The organism is Kitasatospora sp. NPDC059462 (assembly GCF_042749955.1).
Taxonomy (GTDB): domain Bacteria; phylum Actinomycetota; class Actinomycetes; order Streptomycetales; family Streptomycetaceae; genus Kitasatospora.
The window spans coordinates 1-16,398 of the sequence record NZ_JBHYUU010000101.1; the positions used below are offsets into that span (position 1 = coordinate 1).

A 16,398-nucleotide genomic window follows, 5' to 3' on the forward strand; every position below is an offset into this window, starting at 1 on the left:
CGACGGCGCCCAGCAGCCCGTCCCCCACCCCCCGCCCCCCGGCCCGCCGCCCCGCGCCGTCGCGCCGCGGCGGCGGCGCAGCAGCAGCCCGCCGGGCTCGGCCGCCGCCTCGCCGCCCGGCTGGTCGACACCGCCGTGCTGGCCGTGGTCGCCGTCGCCGCGGGCGTCCCGCTCGGCCGCTCGGTCGAGGCGCACCTCCAGCGCAAGCTGGACCGGGCCCGGATGGCCAGCCGGCTCACCCACCGCCAGATCGACGTCTGGCTGGTCGACGGCACGGTGGTCGGCAAGGCCGCCGTCCTGCTCGGCATCCTGCTGTTCGTGGGCCTGCTCTACGAGGTCCTGCCGACCGCCCGCACCGGCCAGACCTTCGGCAAGCGGCTCGCCCGGATCCGGGTGGTCGCGGTGGGCCGGACGGCGGCGGGCGGCGCTCCGGCCCGTCCGGGGATCGGCCGCTCCCTGGTCCGGTGGCTGGTCCGGCAGCTCTCGATGCTGCTGCCGGCCGGGCTGTTCTGGCCGCTGTTCGACCGCCCGGCGCGGCGCGGCTGGCACGACCGGGCGGCCCGCACCCGGGTCGTCCGGCACTGAGGCTCCCTCGGCCTCACCCCCGGTGGTCCCGGTCGGACAAAACGGAGTCAATATCCCAAGTTCGTACAATGTGTGATGTTCTACTCGGGTCATGAGCACCTACGACCCCTCAGGCCCCGAGCCGGAGGGGGGCGGCAAGCCCTCCTTCGGCAAGCAGCCCCCGCAGTCGGGCGGCGGCACGCCGGAAGGTACGCCGTCGGACCCGTACGGCACCCCGCCCTCCGCCACCCCGCCGCCCGCCGGTGACGGCCCCGGCGCGTACGGCGGCACCTACGGCGGCGCTCCCTCCGGCGCTCCCTACGGGCAGAACCCCTACGGCCGGTCGCCCTACGACCAGCCCCCGCCCGGCTACGGCCCCGCCGGGTACGGTGCGCCCGGCGGCGGACCCGTCCCCGGCATGCCCCCGCTCGGCAGCTGGCCCAACCGGATCCTCGCCCGGCTGATCGACTACCTGCTGGTGCAGGCCGTCGCCCTGCTCCTGGTCCTGCCGTTCGCCAGCCTCACCGACCGCTCCGGCTCGGCCGGCGCCTTCTGGCTCGCCTGCGCGCTCTACCTCGTCTACGAGGGCGTCATGCTCGGCCGGGACGGGCAGACCCTCGGCAAGAAGGCCATGAAGATCCGGGTCGCCATGCTCGTCGACGGCAACTCCCCGACCCAGTCCGCCGCCTGGACCAGGGCGGCGGTCTTCATCCTGCCCGCCGTGCTCTGCTGCGCCGGGCTCTGGTGGCTCATCGACGGCCTGTTCGGCGTCTTCGACAAGCCCTACCGGCAGTGCATCCACGACAAGGCGGCGAAGACGGTGGTGGTCTCCACCGCCTGAACCGGCGGACCGGGCCTTCCCGTGCTCCCGGCCGGCGTGCGGCAACTCCGCGCGCCGGCCGGCCGCGTGCGGGGCATGCGGGGCGCACGGGGCGTACGCCCGCGGACGCGCCCCCGGGACCCGTCCGCCCCGCTCGGTACGGTGGGCCCGACCGCACCACCGCTCCGCGCACCCCAGGGGGAACCGCCGTGCCCGTCCCCGCCGACTGGCCCACCACCGAGGCCGAGGCGCTCGCCGAACAGGCCCGCCTGCGCCCGCTCGTCCGCCCGACCGGCGCCATCGGCACCGCCGCCGGCCCGGACGGCGACGACCGGCTGATCGCCGGCGTCGACGTCGCCTACGACGACGCCCGCGACCTCGTCGTCGCGGCCGCCGTGGTCCTCGACCGCGACACCCTCGCCGTCGTCGAGGAGACCACCGCCACCGGACGCGTCGCCTTCCCCTACATCCCCGGCCTGCTCGCCTTCCGCGAACTCCCCGCCGTCCTCGACGCCCTCGCCGCCCTCACCCACCGCCCCGGCACCGTCGTCTGCGACGGCTACGGCCTGGCCCACCCGCGCCGCCTCGGCCTCGCCAGCCACCTCGGCGTCCTCACCGGACTGCGCACCCTCGGCGTCGCCAAGACCCCGTTCACCTTCGACCACCGCGACCCCGGCCCCGCCCGCGGCGACTCGGCCCCGCTCACCGACCCGGCCACCGGCGAGGAGGTCGGCCGCGCCCTGCGCACCCGGACCGGCGTCAAACCCGTCTTCGTCTCGGTCGGCCACCGCATCGGCCTCGCCGAGGCCGTCGGGACCGTCCTCGCCCTCACCCCCCGCTACCGCCTGCCCGAGACCACCCGGCACGCCGACTCGCTCTGCCGCCGCGCCCTCGCCGCGACCGGCCGCACACCGGACGTGAACTGACGGCCCACCAGGGGAGCGGGTCGTGTGTTAGACATGACTCGCTCACCAGAACCGTCAACGACACACCGGCCGGACGCACGGGGGAGGCGCCGCAGTGGCAACGGGGAACGGAACGGGATCGACCGGCGGGGCGGGGCGCGGCTACCGCGTCGAAGTCGAACAGCTGCGCGCCTTCGCGGCCCAAGTGCGGCTGCTGCTCGCCGAGTTCCAGCACCACGCCGACGGCAACACGGCCCACGGCAGCAGTGGCATCGGCCCCAACGCGCTCGGCCCCTTCGCCGAGGCCGCCGAACTGCGCAGCCGCTACCAGACCATGCGCGACGGTCTGCGCGACGTCCTCAACCAGCTCCAGGACGCCGTCGACGACGCCCAGAAGAAGGCCGAGCTCACGGCGACCAACTACGAGGAACAGGAGCGCCGGACCAAGGGCGGTCTGAAGCTCGCCGACGACGGCTGGTCGGTGGCCAACCCCTCCGCCGCCAGCTACGGCGCCTACGCCCGGACCACCGCGCCGGCCCGGCACGACGACGGGAAGGGCGTCCGATGACGTACACCGACTTCGGCGCCTACAGCCACGCCGAACTCCGCCGGATGGTCCAGGCCCTCAACCCCGGCGAGGTGATGGCCGCCGCCGACCCCTGGCGCCGCGCCGCCGACACCCTCAAGGCCATCCGCGCCACCCTCACCCGCGCCAGCACCGAGGCCGCCACCTCGTGGGAGGGCAGCACCAGCGACGCCTTCCACGCCCGCATGCTCCACCTCGCCGCCACCATCAACACCACCGCCTCCTACGCCAACGACGCCGCCAACACGCTCAAGGCGGTCTCCGAGGCCATGGCCAAGGCCAAGCGCGACATGCCCGAGGAGCCCAGCGGCTGGGCGCAGGTCAAGGACGGCGTGAGTGACACCGTCTCCTCCCTCTTCGGTGCCGACGACGAGGACTCCCGCACGGCCATCGCCGACCAGCGGAAGGGCGAGGCCGCCACCGTCCTGCAGACCCTCGCCATGCACTACCGGACCGCCACCCCGATGCTGAAGCCCCCACCACCCCCGGGGCAGCCCCCGAAGCCGGGGGCCTCGAATCCGGTCGATGACATCACGGAGCCGGGTGACGCGGGCGCGAGTGGTTATGCGGCCGTGGGAGGCTTCCTCAGCGGCGTAGGGGTCGGCAACGTCGGCACGGGCGCCGTGCCGGTGTCCCGCCCGCGGGAAGGGGCGGTGGCGAGCCCCCGGAGCGGCGGTGCAGAGGGACGCTCGAACCCGCAGGGGCCGAGCCCGTCGTTGTCGAAGACACCGTCGGCCCCCTCCGACCCCGGGGTCAAGGGCGGCGTCGCGTTGCCGCCGCCCAAGGCCGTGCCGGCGAAGTTCGGAGCCGGGACCGTTGTGGACGGCACGGCCGCCGTACCGACACCGGCGGCGTCCGTGGGGAGTGGTACGTCGATCCTCGGATCGCCGGGGAGCGGCGGAAGCCAACCTCTGCCCCACAGCCCCGTCGTGCAACCTGTGGCACCGCAAGGTGGTCCCGGGGGCGGATCGTCCCAGCCGAACGGGATTCCGCAGTCCTTCGGCTCCGTCGGCAGGCAGGGTCAGGTTCCCGGTGCCGGCTGGAGCGGGCAAGCCGGTCCGGAGGTTGTGCGCGGAGGCCGAGAGGGGGCACCGGGCCGGGCCGGTGCGGGCCGCAGTGGTGCGATCTTCGGCGCCGAGGGCATGCCCGGTGCGGGCAGCGGGTCTGTCGGCGCGGGCTCCGTCCGGGGACGGGGCGGAGCTGAGGGCGCAGCCGGTCATCCCGGAGGCACGGTCGTGGGGATCGGGGACCGGTCCGGCAAGAGCGGCGGAGGCAAGCAGGCATTCACCGAGGGCGGATCCGGCTTGGGCGCGCGGGGGCGTATCCGGCCGGAGACAGGTGCAGCTGGTTCGGGCGGCCCTCTGACACAGACCCCCATGGTTCCGCTGGGCAGCGCCGACCGAGGCAGGAAGGACGACGAGAAGCGGCGGGCCCGTCCCGACTACCTCGTCGAGGACGAGGAGACCTGGGTGTCGGACGAACCCGTCAATCCGAACGTGGTGGAATGACGCTCGCCCTTCGGGGCCGGGCGAATCGATCGGTTGCCCCGTGGCCGTCCGGGCCGCGGGGCGATCTCTGCGCTGAGTGGGGTGGCGGGACTTGAGGAGCTGGCGTCTGAGCCGTGGGGCGGCCGTGCTGCTGGCGGGTGGACTGCTGGCAACGGTGGCCGCAGGGCCGGCTCGTGCTGACAGCGTGCGAGACTCCCAGTGGCCCCTGGCGGCATACCGCGCGGAGTCGACGGTCTGGCCGGTCTCGCAGGGCGAGGGCGTGACGGTCGCCGTCATCGACAGCGGCGTGCTGAAGGACCACCAGGATCTGACGGGTCAGGTGCTCGCCGGGGTGGACCTCACCGGCGAGAACACCGACGGCACGGTGGACACCAACGGCCACGGCACCGGTATGGCGAGCCTCATCGCCGGCCACGGCCGTGGAACAGGAGCCGGCATCATGGGCCTGGCGCCGAAGACCAAGATCCTCCCGATCCGGATCTCGTTCGGAGAGGACCAACCCGCGTCCCGGTCGCAGGTCGCCAAGGCGATCCGCTACGCCGTCGACCATGGCGCGCAGGTCGTCAACATGTCCATCAGCGGGCGTACCGGGCAGGACCCCGAGGAGCGCGCGGCGGTCAAGTACGCGGTGGACAAGGACGTGGTCCTCGTCGCGGGTACGGGCAACAGTGGTGACACGGGCGGTCCCGTGGAGTATCCGGCCGCTTTCCCCGGGGTCGTCGCGGTCGGTGCGGTGGACCGGAACGGCCAGGTCTGGAGCAAGTCGAGCTCCGGCCCCGAGACCACTGTGGTGGCGCCGGGCGCCGAGATCCCCCGGGCGACTGCCAAGTCCACGAGTGCGCACGGCGTCGCCAACGGCACCTCCGACGCCACCGCCTACGTCTCCGCCACCGCCGCGCTGATCCGGGCGAAGTACCCGGACCTCTCCGCCGGGCAGGTCATCAACCGGATGATCAAGTCCGCCACCCCGCCTGCGGACGGCTCGGCGGTGCCGAACAACCGCTACGGGTACGGGGTGTTGTCACCGGCGAAGGCGCTGGAGGCGAATCCGGCGGTGGACGGGGGGCCTCGGGAGAACCCGCTGGCCGGGCGGGCGGAGGCGCAGGCGGCTCCGTCCGTGCCGCCGGCCGAGGAGGAGTGGGACTCGCCGCCGCCGGTGACCGTGCCCGCGAACCAGGAGAACCGCGGTGTGACGTGGGTGCTGAGGGGTGCGGCGGCGCTCGCGGGCGTGGTGCTGGTGGGCGTCGCGGTGGGGGTGCTGCTGGTGGTGCGCGGGCGGCGCCGCCGGGAGCGGGCCGCCGCTGCCGCTGCTGCGGCGGCGGGGTACCCGGGGTATCCACCACCGCCGCAGCAGTGGCCGCCGCATCAGGGGTGAGCGGCGAGCCACTCGGGCCGCAGCGCGGCCATCCGGAGGACGTCGTGGTACTCGCCGGCCCAGTGGTGGGCCTGGCGGGCGCGGCCCTCGTGGCGGAAGCCGGCCTTCTCGTACACGCGGGTGGCGCGCGGGTTGTAGGCGTAGACCTCCAGTTCGACGCGGTGGAGGCGGACGGTCCCGAAGGCGTGGCGCAGGAGCAGGAGGGTGGCCTCGGTGCCGATGCCCCGGCCGGTGCTGTCGGGGGTGAGGGCGATCCGGTAGTGGGCGGAGGCGTTGTCGACGTCGACGTCGTTGAGGGCGAGTTCGCCGAGGAAGCGGCCGGTGGCGCGGTCCTCGACGGCGAGGTCGAGGCGGTCGCGCTGGTCGGGGCGGGTGGTGCACCAGTGGCGGATCTCGTCCTGGGTGAAGGCCCGCCGGGTGCCGGTGAGGCGGTTGGTCTCCTCGTCGTCGGTGAACCGCCACATGGCGTCGGTGTGCCGGGCGGCGAGCGGGACGAGGGTGACGGTGGCGCCGGGCAGGGTGGGCTTGCGGGCGAGCGCACCGGGGTCGAAGGCGGCCCGGGGGTCGGGGGCGGGGTTCGGCATGGTGTCCAGGGTGGACCGGACCGCTCCGCTCCCTCCACCGGTTTTACCCGCCGGGCGGTTCACTCGGCGACGGCGATCTGCTCACGGTGGCGGGCGGCCGGGCCGGCGAGCTGGTCGGTGACGGCGGCGGCGAGGTCGGCCTGGGCGATCCGCGTGCCGAGGACCTGCGGGCCGCCGGTCCGGTAGCGGCCGGTGCCGGGGGCGGTGCGGTCGAGGTCCAGGGGCGGGGTGACGACGACCCAGTCGAGGCCGGCGGGGGAGTCCCGGAGGAGGTCCAGGGCGGCGGCGTGGCCGAGGGAGAAGGCGCGGTGGGCCTCCGGGAAGGCCGGGTCGTCGTGGACGGCGACGCCGGGGGCGGTCTCCAGGGTGGTGGCGACACCGACGTGGACGAGCCGGTGGACACCGGCGGCGGCGAGGCCGGTGACCAGGGCGCGGGCCGCGGCGGGGTAGAAGGCCCCGGAGGGGACGTCGGGGGTGTGGACGGTGCTGACGGCGGCGGCGTGGCCGAGGGCGGCGGTGGCGACGGCGTCGGGGTCGGTGACGTCGCAGCGGACGAGGGTGGTCCCGGGGCCGGCGAGGTCGGCGTGCCGTTCGGGGGAGCGGACGGCGGCGGTGACGGTCAGGCCGCGCCGGCGGGCCTCGGCGACCACGGCCCGGCCGACCTGGCCGCCGGCGCCGAACACGATGACATCGATGGTGGGGTTCACGGGTTCTCCGTCCGTCCGCCGGTGGCGGGGCAGGGGCGGGGGCGCCGATCGCCGCCCGCCGTCGCCGTGACGGTAGAACGGGGGGTGCCGGTTACTTCAACGGTACCGGCGGGCAAGCCCGTTCGGTTACCGTCGGGGCATGACTCGGACCGTGCCCGCACCGTTACCGCCGGACTTCTTCGACCCGCACTGCCCGGTGCAGCGGGTCCCCGTGCTGGGCAGCAGGAAGTGGGCGTGGCGGATCGTGCGCTGCCTGGAGGGCGGTCCGCGCCGGTTCTCGGAGCTGCGGGTGCCGCTGACCGGCATCACCGCGAAGGTGCTCGCGGAGTCGCTGCGGTCGATGGAGCACGACGGTGTCGTCAGCCGGACGGAGTACGCGGAGAACCCCCCGCGGGTGGAGTACGCGTTGACGCCGCTCGGCCGGACGCTGCTGGGGCCGATGGACGCGGTGTGCGACTGGAGCCGGGCGAACCTGGCCGAGCTGCTCGCCGCCCGGGAGGCCGCGGAGGGCGCGCGGGCCCCGGAGGGCGCCGGGGAGGACGGCGCTGGCAGGATTTCGGTGCCCGCTGGCGGCGAAGCCGCTGGTGGGGGCGGTGCGGGCGCGGTCATCCTGGGCGCATGACCACTTCGGAGCAGAGCAGCGGTGCCACGGCCGGCGACGACGCGATCGTCCCCGACACCAAGGACTGGACGTGGGTGCTGGAGCGCCCCTGCGCGGACTGCGGGCTGGACGCCGGCGCGGTCGTCCGGGAGGACGTGGCCGGGATGATCCGGGCCAACGCGGCGGGCTGGGTGCGGGTGCTGGCCGGGGACCCGGAGGCGCTGCGCCGCCGTCCGCGGCCGGAGATCTGGTCGGACCTCGAATACGCGTGCCACGTCCGGGACGTCTTCCGGCTGTTCCATGTCCGGCTGAACCTGATCCTGGAGGAGGACGACCCGCTGTTCCCCAACTGGGACCAGGACGAGACGGCCGTCGCCGAGCGGTACGGCGAGCAGCGGCCGGCCGTGGTGGCGGGGGAGCTGGAGGAGGCGGCGCAGGTGCTGGCGGCGGCGTTCGCGGGGGTGTCGGGCGCGCAGTGGGGGCGTACCGGCAACCGGAGCGACGGGGCGCGCTTCACGGTGGAGTCGTTCTCCCGCTACCTGATCCACGACCCGGTCCACCACCTGTACGACGTCACGGGTGAGCGGGTCTGAGGGAGCCGGCGAGGGGGGTCACCGGCTCACGGCCGCCCCGGTCCGGGGTTCACCACCCGGAGGCCTCGCGCAGCATGGTGCGGCGGAGCCGGCCGGCCACGCTGGCGGTGTCGGTGCCGATGACGTCGGCGATCTCCGGGGCGGCGAGGCCGACGACGTAGTGCAGGATGGCGAGGTCGTCGTCGGCGGGCCGGCCCGGCCGGTCCTGGGCGCCGGGCCGGTGCGGGCCGTCGGGCTGGTCGCGCTCGTCGGCGTGGCCGGAGGGCGGGCCGCTCCGCCGGGTGTGCTCGCCGACGGTGTCGCGCAGGATCTGCCAGGCGTGCGCGGTGGGGTTGGAGCTTCCCAGCAACTCGCGCCACTGGACGGCGATTTCGGCGAACGCCTGCTGGACGGCACCGGCCGCCCGGTCCGGGTCGGGCAGCCAGACCCGGGCATAGCTGAGGTACCGCGGTCGGTGCAGCTCGCAGAACGCCGCGAACTCCAGCGGTACGGCGGGTTCACCGGCCGCTGGCGGCGGCTCGGCGGTGCTGTCATGACGTTGGGTCATCTCGGCTTCTCGGCAAGTGAGATGGGCTTCTGACGGTCGATCATCTGTGCTCACTCTACGGTAGGCGCTCGGTGCGCTGGGTTACCAATCGACTGGATTGCCCGGAAGGCGCCGCCGCTCGGCCGGTTCCGGCGGTGGCCGGCCGGAGGGTCGGCGGGCGGTGCGGCGGTGGCGGACGGGCGGGGAGTGGTGCGCAGTGGTGTCAGAGGCGTGGGTGCGGAGCGTTGTGGCCGGTCAGCGGGGTGGCGCGGCCGACGGTGGCGGCCGGTCGGCACGCCACCGTGGAGGGTGTGATGTGCCACCGTAAGCGGTCCGGCGGTTCTCGTCCACGTCTGCGGCGCGAAGCCGCGCCCGCACCACCGGGCGCACCACCGTCCGCGCGCCGCCCCGGGGTGCGACGGGCCGTGCCGGGCTGCGGCGCAGCCGCGGGCGGGCCTGCCGGCGGGTGCCCCCCGGGAGGGGGTGGGATGATGGGCCGGCCCCGTCGCACGCGTCCCGCGTGCCCGGCCCTTCGACGGCGTAACGCCGTGTGCGAGCTGAAAGTTGACGAACTGTCAGGAGCTCGTGCGGCGGCTCTCCGCGGGGGTGATCCGGTCGTCCGGCGAGGTGCCCCGGGCGAGCTGGGCGGGGAACGCCTCGACCGCCCGGCGGCGGACGAGTCGCGCGGCCGCCGCAGCCGCGGCCCCTGCGGTCCCGGCCGCCTCCGTGGCGGCGGTCAGTCGCTCCCGCTCGTGCTCCCGGCCCCGGGCGTCCGCGGCCCCGTGCTCGGCGGTCGCGTGCTCCACGCCCGCCCGTCCGGCGTCCTGCCGGGTCTGTGGGATCTCCTCGGTCTGCTGGGCCTGTTGGGCCTCCTGTTCCTCGTGGACGGCGTCGTGGGCGGCCGTGCGCACGGCCTCGCGGGCACCCTCGTGTGCGGCCTCGTGCGCGGCCTTGGCGGCGGTCCGGAGGCGTGCCGCCCCGGAGCCCCGCCGGGCCCGCCCGTGGGCGGTGCGCGCCGCCTGTTCCTCGGCCGCCTGTCTAGCGGCCAGGTACGCCTGGACGGCGGCCATTCCGTAGACGGGCTGGATCAGCTGGTGGCCCTTGAAGAAGGGGCGGGCGGGGGCGAACCCGGCGGCGACCACCAGGTCGCGGATCTCCGCTATCTCCGCCTCGCTGCGTGCGGTGAAGCGGACCTCCCATCCCTTCTTGTAGGTATGGCCCTGTGCGCCGCTGCGGCGGGCCGGGTCCGGCCGGCGGACGTATCCGGGCAGGCGTCCGAGGCGGAGCTGGGCCGCGCGGAGGCCGGCGGTCTCGTCACGTGACATGTACTAAGGGTAGGCAATCCGGCGGGCTGGAGTGACGCCCGGAGGTGACTTCGCCGTATGTGCTTGATCACGCAGGGTCAGACGGCCTGGTGGCCGATCGAAGATGATCAGATATGACAAGCAGCTGATCACCCATTCCTCCGAATGGGTGAGGGTATGAGGACTTTAGTGCGGCCTGATCCCGGTTTCACGACGGTTGGGTAACAGTGCGTCAGGCGGCCGCGACTCGCTCCGGGACCTTGGGGATGGTGTCGGCATGAGCTACCGCATTCCCGTGCCGCCGCCGTCCCTGGAGGAACTGGCGCGCCGTCAGCAGAACGTCCTCACCGCCGGCCAGCTGCGCGCCCGGGGTGTGCCGGCCCGGATCATCGGCGAGCACTGCCGCCGCGGCGGTCCCTGGCAGCGGCTGCTGCCCCGGGTCTACCTGCTGCAGTCCGGCGACCCCTCGCCGGAGCAGCGGATGTGGGCGGCGCTGCTCTACGCGGCGCAGAACGGCCGGGAGGAGGGCCGCCGCGCGGGGGCGGTGATCACCGGCACGGCCGCGCTCGCGCTGTACGGCTTCGCCGCGGTGCCCCGGCTGCCCGCCGTCACCGGGGTGGACGTGCTGGTGCCCCGCCAGCGCCGGCTGAAGGACGCCGGGGAGGTGCGGATCCGGCGCACCGAACGGGAGTTGGTGGCGCGCTCGGTGCACGGGCTGGCCTGCGCGCCGGTGGCCCGGGCGGTCGCCGACGCGCTGGGGGAGTGGACGTCCGGCGACCGGGACGGCGGGGGAGCGGCCGGTCCGGCCCCGGTCCGGGAGGTGCTCTGCGAGGCCGTCCGCCGTCCCGAGCTCCGCTGCCCGGTGGGCGAGCTGGCCACGGAGCTGGCCGAGTGCGGGCTGACCGCCGACCCCCGGGTGCGGGCCGTGCTGGACGGCCTGCTGGCCGCCGAGCGGGACCGGATGCTGGAGCGGGTCGGCGAGCTGGTGGACGAGTGGCTGCTGCCCGTCCCGCTGACCGGCCCCGAGCTGCGGATGCGCGGCGGCACCTTCGTCGCCGTGCCGGACCTCTACTGGCCCTCGGCGGGGGTGGCGGTCGAGGTCGACTCGGAGCTGCGCTGCGTCGGCGACGGCGAGGCGGCCTGGGTGCGCGGCGGCCGGCACCGGATGGAGTACCTGGGGGTGCGGGTGGTCCGCGTCCGCGGCGCCCGGCTGGCCGAGGACGCGGACGCGGTCGGCGCCGAGCTGCGCGAGGCGCTCCGGCTGGGCGGGACCGACGTGGTGGAGCTGCTGGTCACCGAGCACTGAGCCGGGAGCCGGATCCCGGCGCTCAGCCCCCGACGACCGGCGTGCCGACCAGTTCCACCCCGGCCGCCCGCAGCTCGTCCAGCGCGGCGGCGGTGGTCGGCGCGGCCACCCCGGCGGTCAGGTCGAGCAGCACCCGGGTGGTGAACCCGGCCCGCACCGCGTCCAGCGCGGTGGCCCGGACGCAGTGGTCGGTGGCGATGCCGACCACGTCCACCTCGGTGACCTGACGCTCGCGCAGCCACTCGGCGGGGCCCCGGCTGTTCTCGTCCACGCCCTCGAAGCCGCTGTACGCCGCCGCGTAGGCGCCCTTGTCGAAGACCGCCTCGATCGCGCCGGAGGTGACGGACGGGGCGAAGTTGGGGTGGAAGCCGACCCCCTCGGTGCCCGCCACGCAGTGCACCGGCCAGCTGTGCACGTAGTCGGGGTGGTCGGAGAAGTGGTCGCCCGGGTCGATGTGGTTGTCGCGGGTGGCGAGGATGTGCCGGTAACCGGGCGCCGACTCGGCGATGAGATCGGTGATCGCGGCGGCCACCTCGGCCCCGCCGGCGACGGCCAGGCTGCCGCCCTCGCAGAAGTCGTTCTGCACGTCGACGACGATCAGTGCCCGGTGCATGGCTGGCATTCCTCGGTCTGGTGGGGTCCTGCGGAGGACGCGGAGGGGGACGTGAGGGGGACTCACGGTCCGTACGGGGGAACTCTACGGTCGACTGTAGGCAGTGGCATCCGGGGGCGGAAGGCCCGGGGCGGGCCCGGCCCTTCCCCCGTCCACGAACGGCCACCGCCCGTGCGGAGCCGTCACACGTGCAGCTCGGTCGCCAGCACCGGGTCGCCCTTGGAGAGCTGGGTGGCCGACAGCGGCAGCGCCGCCCGGACCCGGCCGTGCCGCTCGCGCGCGGCCTCCAGCGGCTCCCGGCCGACCACCTCGCCGGCCTTGACCAGCGGCACCTGCAGCAGGTGCGGGGCCAGCGCGTCCGGGACGGGTCCGGTGCCGACGACCTCGGCCTCGGCGACGCCGTCCGCGTCGGGCCGCCGGGCCGCCCACTTGCGCCCGCCGATGCTGGTCTTGCCGCCGGCCGCGCGCTTGGCGACCGGGACCAGCGGGCCGTCCTCGCCGGCGGCGCGGGCGACCAGCTTGTAGACCATCGCGCAGGTCGGCTCGCCGCTGCCGGTGACCAGGCTGGTGCCGACGCCGTAGCCGTCCACCGGGGCGGCGGCGAGCGCGGCGATCGCGTACTCGTCGAGGTCGGAGGTGACGATGATTCGGGTGCCGGTGGCGCCGAGCTCGTCGAGCTGGCGGCGGACCCGGTGCGCGAGCAGGGTGAGGTCGCCGGAGTCGATCCGCACGGCGCCCAGCTCGGGGCCGGCCACCTCGACGGCGGTGCGCACGGCCTCGCGCAGGTCGAAGGTGTCGACCAGCAGGGTGGTGCCCCGGCCCATCGAGTCGATCTGCGCCCGGAAGGCGTCCCGCTCGCTGTCGTGGACGAGGGTGAAGGCGTGCGCGGCGGTCCCGGTGGTCGGGATGCCGTAGGTGAACCCGGCCTCCAGGTCGGAGGTGGCCGCGAAGCCGGCCACGTACGCGGCGCGGGCGGCGGAGACGGCGGCCCGCTCGTGGGCGCGCCGGGCGCCCATCTCGATCACCGGGCGCCCGCCGGCCGCGGAGGTCATCCGGGAGGCGGCGGCGGCGATCGCGGAGTCGTGATTGAGGATCGAGAGGATCACCGTCTCCAGGATCACCGCCTCGGCGAAGCTGCCCTCGACGGTGAGCAGCGGCGAGCCGGGGAAGTAGACCTGGCCCTCGGGGTAGCCGTGGATGTCGCCGGTGAACCGGTAGTCGGCGAGGAAGCGCAGGGTGTCCTCGTCGACCACCCGCCCGTCGGAGAGCCAGTCGAGCTGGGCGGAGGTGAAGCGGAAGTCCTCCACCGCGTCCAGCACCCGGCCGGTGCCGGCCAGCACGCCGTAGCGCCGGCCGGCGGGCAGCCGGCGGGTGAACACCTCGAAGACGGAGCGGCGGTGCGCCGCCCCGCTGCGCAGGGCGGCCTGCAGCATGGTGAGCTCGTAGCGGTCGGTGAGCAGCGCGGTCGAGCCGGCCGCGGGCACGGAAGTGGCGTCCATGAGGATGATGCTACTACCCCTTAGCGTCAATGTGACGATTTCTCGGGCCGGAGATCCGCCCAGCGCGTCGCGGCGGCGGGGGGCGGAATCGCCCGCCGGTCCCCCGGATGGCAGCATGGGGCTGGAGGGGCACGTGGAAGCCACGTGAAGGCCGGGTGGGAGTCACCCGGGAACCGAACTGAGCGGCAGGAGGGATCCGGCGGTGAGTGTCGCGCCCGTGGAGATCGAGCGCCCGGAGGTCGAGGGCGTACCGGTGACGGAGCCGGACACCCCGTGGGTCACCATCGTCCACAACGATCCGGTCAACCTGATGAGCTACGTCCAGTACGTCTTCCAGGCCTACTTCGGCTACCCGAAGGAGAAGGCCCGGAAGCTGATGATGGAGGTGCACACCAAGGGCCGGGCGGTGGTCTCCAGCGGCTCGCGCGAGGAGATGGAGCGCGACGTGCAGGCGATGCACGGCTACGGCCTCTGGGCGACCCTGCAGCACGACTGACCGCACGGCCGGCCGCACCGGGCGGCCGCACCCGCGGCCGCGCGGCCGCGGACCACTGGAACCGACGAGGACGGGCTGACCGATACCGATGGCTGGGTTGTTCGAGAGTGCCGGCGCCGGGGGCGCGGTGCTCGCGCTGGACGAGCTGGAGGCCTCCATCCTGCGCTCGCTGGAAGTGCAGATGCTGGAGCTGATCGGCCCCGGCCCGGGCGGCGACGGGGACGGCCCCGGCGATCCGCTGGCGGCGCTGTTCGCCGAGGGGCCGAGCAGGGCGCCCGAGGACCCGGCGCTGGCCCGGCTCTTCCCGGACGCCTACGGGGACCCGGACGGGCCGGCCGACCCGGAGGCCCGGGAGGCCGCCGGGGAGTTCCGCCGCTACACCGAGCTGGACCTGCGGGCCCGCAAGCGCGACGACGCGCTGCACGTCGTCCGGGCGCTGGACGGCCTGGGCGGCGAGGGCGGCCTGGTCACCCTGGACGCGGGCGCGTGCCTGCGCTGGCTGGGCGCGCTCAACGACCTGCGGCTGACCCTGGGCGTGCGGCTGGAGGTCACCGAGGACGACGAGCGGGGCCTGTACGACCTGCCGGACACCGACGACCGCAAGCCGCTGGTGATGGCCTACCTGTGGCTCGGCGCGCTGCAGGAGTCGCTGCTGGAGGCGATCGCCGGCTGAGCCCGCCGCCGAGGCTCCGGGGCGCCCCCGGAGCGGGGCTCCCCCGTTCGGAGCAGGCCCCGGCCGCTCGTCCGCATGGTGGACGAGCGGCCGGGGCTTTTCCGGCCAAAACGGGCGAAACCCTATCAGGGCATGCTCAAATATCGCTCAGATGGACACCGCTATCCGGACCGTGCGTGGTACGACTGCTGCTCCCCACCCCCACGACTCCCACCCGCGACATCCCATCCAGGACGGTGCAGCATGGCCGAACAGCTCTACGACGAGGTCGTCGACGCCAGACCGGACGACGAGGGCTACCACCGGGGTCTGGGCAGCCGCCAGATCCAGATGATCGCGATCGGCGGCGCCATCGGCACCGGTCTGTTCCTCGGCGCGGGTACCGCCATCTCGAAGTCCGGCCCCAGTCTGATCCTGTCCTACGCGGTCGCCGGCGTGGTGATCTTCGCGATCATGCGGGCGCTCGGCGAACTGCTCACCTACCGCCCGGTGGCCGGCAGCTTCGCCGAGTACGCGCGGGAGTTCCTCGGCCCCTTCGCCGGCTACGTGACGGGCTGGACGTACTGGCTCTTCTGGGTTGTCACGGGCATGGCGGAAACCACCGCGGCGGCCGTCTACGTGAAGTTCTGGGCGCCGGACATCCCGCAGTGGCTGTCCGCGCTCTGCTTCCTGGTGCTGCTCTACGGGGCCAACCTGATCTCGGTGAAGATCTTCGGCGAGATCGAGTTCTGGTTCTCCATGGTCAAGGTCACCGCGATCATCGGCATGATCCTGATCGGCATCGGGGTGCTCACCCTCGGGTTCAGCGACGCCGGCGACACCGCGTCGATCACCCACCTGTGGCAGGACGGCGGCTTCTTCCCCAAGGGCATCGGCGCCACCGTGATGACCCTGCAGATCGTCATGTTCGCCTACCTGGGCGTCGAACTCGTCGGCGTCACCGCCGGCGAGAGCGAGAACCCCAGGAAGACCCTCCCGCGCGCCATCAACACCCTGCCGTGGCGGATCGCGCTGTTCTACATCGGCGCCCTGGTCATCATCCTCTCGCTCGTCCCGTGGACCGAGTTCCAGCCCGGCGTCAGCCCGTTCGTCGCCACCTTCGGCAAGATCGGCATCCCCGCCGCGGCCGGCATCATCAACTTCGTGGTGCTCACCGCCGCGCTCTCCTCCTGCAACTCCGGCATGTACTCCACCGGCCGGATGCTGCGCGACCTCGCCCTGCGCGGCCAGGCCCCCGGACGCCTCACCCGGCTCAACGCCCACCGCACCCCGGCCGCCGCGATCACCGTCTCCTCGCTGCTGATGGGCGTCGGCGTGGTGCTCAACTACCTCGTCCCGGCCAAGGCGTTCGAGTACATCACCTCGGTCGCCACCGTCTGCGGCCTGTGGACCTGGGCGATGATCCTCATCTGCCAGATCCGCTACCGCCGGGCCTGGAAGGGCGGCCACCTGCCGCCGCCCACGTTCAAGGCCCCCGGCGGCGCCTGGAGCAGCTGGGCCGCGCTGGCCTTCCTCGCGCTGGTGGTCGTGCTGATCGGCCTCGACCGCGACAACCGGATCTCGCTGTACGTCTTCCCGGTCTGGGCCGTGCTGCTGGTGGCCGGCTACCGCGGGCTCGGGCGCCGCACCCCCGCCGCGGTGCACGCCGTCGCCCACGACCACCTGCACGTGCCGGACGACGGCACCCCCGGCCCCCGCTGACCGCGCCTCGGACGCCCCGGCGATCCGTCGCCGGGGC

The 16,398-nt window shown here is 74.5% G+C and carries 18 protein-coding genes; 12 read left to right on the forward strand and 6 right to left on the reverse strand.

Annotated features, from left to right (window positions below):
- From ACFXAM_RS23620 to mycP, 6 genes are all read left to right on the forward strand, one after another.
- The coding region (locus ACFXAM_RS23620; protein ID WP_380294210.1) for an RDD family protein at positions 1–585 on the forward strand (585 nt) is incomplete at its 5' end.
- 91 nt (positions 586–676) lie between these two features.
- Entirely contained in the window at positions 677–1,405 is a 729-nt protein-coding gene (locus tag ACFXAM_RS23625) for an RDD family protein (protein WP_380294211.1), read from the forward strand.
- A 188-nt stretch (positions 1,406–1,593) separates the two neighbouring features.
- Positions 1,594–2,310 (forward strand): endonuclease V, encoded by a 717-nt coding sequence (locus ACFXAM_RS23630; RefSeq protein WP_380294212.1) that lies wholly within the window; start codon positions 1,594–1,596, stop codon positions 2,308–2,310.
- Between the two features lie 94 nt (positions 2,311–2,404).
- On the forward strand, positions 2,405–2,857 hold the full coding sequence (locus ACFXAM_RS23635) for a hypothetical protein (protein ID WP_380294213.1): 453 nt from the start codon (positions 2,405–2,407) through the stop codon (positions 2,855–2,857).
- Positions 2,854–4,383 (forward strand): PPE domain-containing protein, encoded by a 1,530-nt coding sequence (locus ACFXAM_RS23640; protein WP_380294215.1) that lies wholly within the window; start codon positions 2,854–2,856, stop codon positions 4,381–4,383. The genes ACFXAM_RS23635 and ACFXAM_RS23640 overlap by 4 nt, the downstream gene beginning before the upstream one ends.
- 184 nt (positions 4,384–4,567) lie before the next feature.
- A complete protein-coding gene (gene mycP / locus ACFXAM_RS23645; protein ID WP_380294216.1) occupies positions 4,568–5,758 on the forward strand; it encodes a type VII secretion-associated serine protease mycosin in 1,191 nt (396 codons plus the stop codon).
- Here the strand turns inward: mycP and ACFXAM_RS23650 are convergent.
- Positions 5,749–6,342 carry a GNAT family N-acetyltransferase gene (locus ACFXAM_RS23650; protein ID WP_380294217.1) on the reverse strand — a complete coding sequence of 198 codons (594 nt, stop codon included), beginning with the start codon at positions 6,340–6,342 and terminating at the stop codon, positions 5,749–5,751. The two genes, mycP and ACFXAM_RS23650, sit on opposite strands and share 10 nt — an antisense overlap.
- A gap of 59 nt (positions 6,343–6,401) precedes the next feature.
- Complete coding sequence (locus ACFXAM_RS23655; protein WP_380294218.1) at positions 6,402–7,049, reverse strand: NAD(P)-dependent oxidoreductase; 648 nt, start codon at positions 7,047–7,049, stop codon at positions 6,402–6,404.
- Positions 7,050–7,188: 139 nt separating this feature from the next.
- Between ACFXAM_RS23655 and ACFXAM_RS23660 the strand changes: the two genes are divergently transcribed.
- Both ACFXAM_RS23660 and ACFXAM_RS23665 read left to right on the forward strand, forming a co-directional pair.
- On the forward strand, positions 7,189–7,671 hold the full coding sequence (locus ACFXAM_RS23660) for a winged helix-turn-helix transcriptional regulator (RefSeq protein WP_380294219.1): 483 nt from the start codon (positions 7,189–7,191) through the stop codon (positions 7,669–7,671).
- The gene (locus ACFXAM_RS23665) at positions 7,668–8,243 is read left to right on the forward strand and encodes a DinB family protein (protein WP_380294220.1); all 576 of its coding nucleotides are present in this window, start codon (positions 7,668–7,670) and stop codon (positions 8,241–8,243) included. The genes ACFXAM_RS23660 and ACFXAM_RS23665 overlap by 4 nt, the downstream gene beginning before the upstream one ends.
- A gap of 49 nt (positions 8,244–8,292) precedes the next feature.
- On the opposite strand, the gene ACFXAM_RS23670 is transcribed toward ACFXAM_RS23665, so the two are convergent.
- Positions 8,293–8,790: an RNA polymerase sigma factor gene (locus ACFXAM_RS23670; RefSeq protein WP_380294221.1), complete on the reverse strand. Its 498-nt coding sequence runs from the start codon at positions 8,788–8,790 to the stop codon at positions 8,293–8,295.
- A 554-nt stretch (positions 8,791–9,344) separates the two neighbouring features.
- A complete protein-coding gene (locus tag ACFXAM_RS23675) occupies positions 9,345–10,094 on the reverse strand; it encodes a hypothetical protein (RefSeq protein ID WP_380294222.1) in 750 nt (249 codons plus the stop codon).
- Between the two features lie 256 nt (positions 10,095–10,350).
- Between ACFXAM_RS23675 and ACFXAM_RS23680 the strand changes: the two genes are divergently transcribed.
- Entirely contained in the window at positions 10,351–11,379 is a 1,029-nt protein-coding gene (locus tag ACFXAM_RS23680; protein WP_380294223.1) for a hypothetical protein, read from the forward strand.
- A 22-nt stretch (positions 11,380–11,401) separates the two neighbouring features.
- Here the strand turns inward: ACFXAM_RS23680 and ACFXAM_RS23685 are convergent, their stop codons facing one another.
- Together ACFXAM_RS23685 and ACFXAM_RS23690 are read right to left on the reverse strand one after the other, a co-directional pair.
- Positions 11,402–11,992 (reverse strand): isochorismatase family protein, encoded by a 591-nt coding sequence (locus ACFXAM_RS23685; RefSeq protein WP_380294224.1) that lies wholly within the window; start codon positions 11,990–11,992, stop codon positions 11,402–11,404.
- A gap of 182 nt (positions 11,993–12,174) precedes the next feature.
- Positions 12,175–13,491, reverse strand: coding sequence for a nicotinate phosphoribosyltransferase (locus ACFXAM_RS23690; protein WP_380294225.1), 1,317 nt, complete (start codon positions 13,489–13,491; stop codon positions 12,175–12,177).
- 202 nt (positions 13,492–13,693) lie between these two features.
- On the opposite strand from ACFXAM_RS23690, the gene clpS reads away from it, so the two are divergent.
- The 3 genes from clpS to ACFXAM_RS23705 all read left to right on the forward strand — a co-directional run bounded on the left by clpS (position 13,694) and on the right by ACFXAM_RS23705 (position 16,361).
- Positions 13,694–13,987 (forward strand): ATP-dependent Clp protease adapter ClpS, encoded by a 294-nt coding sequence (gene clpS, locus ACFXAM_RS23695; protein WP_350544761.1) that lies wholly within the window; start codon positions 13,694–13,696, stop codon positions 13,985–13,987.
- Positions 13,988–14,075: 88 nt separating this feature from the next.
- Complete coding sequence (locus tag ACFXAM_RS23700; protein ID WP_380294226.1) at positions 14,076–14,660, forward strand: DUF2017 domain-containing protein; 585 nt, start codon at positions 14,076–14,078, stop codon at positions 14,658–14,660.
- 243 nt (positions 14,661–14,903) lie between these two features.
- Complete coding sequence (locus ACFXAM_RS23705; RefSeq protein WP_380294227.1) at positions 14,904–16,361, forward strand: amino acid permease; 1,458 nt, start codon at positions 14,904–14,906, stop codon at positions 16,359–16,361.
- The last annotated feature ends 37 nt before the right edge of the window (positions 16,362–16,398 follow it).